The 1,614-nt window shown below is 70.8% G+C and carries 1 protein-coding gene and 1 pseudogene; one reads left to right on the top strand and one right to left on the bottom strand.

What is annotated here, in order from left to right:
* Positions 1-112: 112 nt before the first annotated feature.
* Positions 113-1,120 carry a TauD/TfdA family dioxygenase gene (locus tag ACFV0Q_RS41500; RefSeq protein WP_385013287.1) on the bottom strand — a complete coding sequence of 336 codons (1,008 nt, stop codon included), beginning with the start codon at positions 1,118-1,120 and terminating at the stop codon, positions 113-115.
* A gap of 238 nt (positions 1,121-1,358) precedes the next feature.
* Between ACFV0Q_RS41500 and ACFV0Q_RS41505 the strand changes: the two are divergent.
* Positions 1,359-1,614, top strand: a pseudogene (locus ACFV0Q_RS41505) (phosphopantetheinyl transferase); the annotation flags it as partial.

Raw genomic sequence — 1,614 nt, forward strand, 5'->3', positions numbered from 1 at the left:
GGGCGCGGCGCCGCGGGTGTCCAGGAGGAGCTGCGCCTTGACCGACAGGCCCCCACAAGGGGCCGGCCCTCCGGCCGTTGGCCCGGAACCGTGAAATCGGTCGGGCCGCACGTCAGTTGAGCACCGCACCACCGCCCTTGCGGTCGACCCGGCTGCGCCGGTGGTCCAGGTGCGCGTACACCCGGTGCAGCCAGCGGTCCTGGCCGTCGTAACGAGGGGTGAAGGAGGTACGGCCGTGCACCGCGAGCCGGTTGTCGACCACCGCGAGGTCCCCGACCCGCAGGGCCAGCGCCGACATCGTCCGCATGAGGGCCTCGCGCAGTTCGCCCATGGCGGCCTTGGCCTCGTCGTCCAGCGGGTGCGTCGCGGCGAAGTCCACCAGGATGTTCGGGTCCCGCGGGTCCCCGACGAGCACGGGATGGGCGGGGGTGACCGAGTTCAGGTCGCCGAAGGACGGCGGCGGCTCGGTGAGGAAGCGCGGCGCGGCCAGCACCGACACCGTGTGCTCGGAAAGCAGCGGCAGGGCCCGCCGGATCGAGGACGTGCACAGCTTCGCGTCGCCCGTCGGATCCTCGCGCACGCACAGCAGACCGACGTAGTCGGGCTTGTTGTCGTGGAAAGCGTTCTCGACGTGGAGTTCCAGCAGGACGGAACCGGCATTGCTCTGGGAACGCTCGCTCCCCGGAACCGGGACGACGTTCTGGACCAGAGCCCCGGTCTTTTCGCTGCGATAGGCGATGACCTCGCCGAGCTGGATCATCGCGGCCGTGACCAGGGTGGACGCGACGGCCGGCACCCTTTCCACCGAACCGGGAACGGCCGGCGTCTCGGGCAGCGGGTCGTTCGCCACGACCGGCATGTTGCGCAGCAGCAGCACCCCGTCGGGGCCGGCGTCGTGACGGAACCGGCGCAGGGCGGCCAGCACCGGCCGCGGCAGCATCGCCGAAGCGTCCCGCACCGTGTCCAGCCAGGCCGGATCGTCGATCAGTGCCGGGCTGGAGCGCAGCACATCGGTGGCGACGGCGACCAGCTCGGCGCGCTCGGCGTCGGTGAGGGTGATCGCGTCCGGAGTCGCGGCGGTCGCGGGCAGCGTCAGGGTGTGTTCTTGGGTCCGCGGCATGAAGAAATCCTCGGGTTGATGAACGGTGACCCGAGTCAGTTTCCGGACCTGCTCTATTCCATTCCTATGGAAAATTCCGGCGAATGGCCGGCAGGCATAGGTATAGCCGGGAAATAGTTGCCCGCCGCATGGTTACGGGGCGGCTTTGTCTACGGTTCCGCAAGGGAAATCCCAGCGAATTCCGTCCGACCGCCGCGCGTCCCGCACCATCCGACGGGGGAGAAGAAGGGAGGACTTCATGACGTTAAAGGAAGAAGGCCCCGCCCACGGCGCGGCGCTGGCCGTGGCCGACGCCCTCGGCGCACGCGGCGAGGCCCACGTCTGGTGGTGGCGTACGCCGGAGCACACCGATCCGGCCGATCTGCCGCTGCTGGACACGGAAGAGTTCCGGCGGGCGCTGTCGCTCCCCGCCGAACGGGACGCGGCCGCCTTCGTCCGCTCCCGCGCCGCGGCCCGCCGGGCCCTCGGCGGGCTGTTCGGACTCGACCCCCGGG

Origin of the sequence: Streptomyces sp. NPDC059564, assembly GCF_042735575.1 — a bacterium.
Taxonomy (GTDB): domain Bacteria; phylum Actinomycetota; class Actinomycetes; order Streptomycetales; family Streptomycetaceae; genus Streptomyces.

Excerpts from the sequence above, each read along its gene's own strand:
- ACFV0Q_RS41500 (WP_385013287.1), bottom strand. The coding sequence starts at position 1,120 with ATGCCGCGGACCCAAGAACACACCCTGACGCTGCCCGCGACCGCCGCG.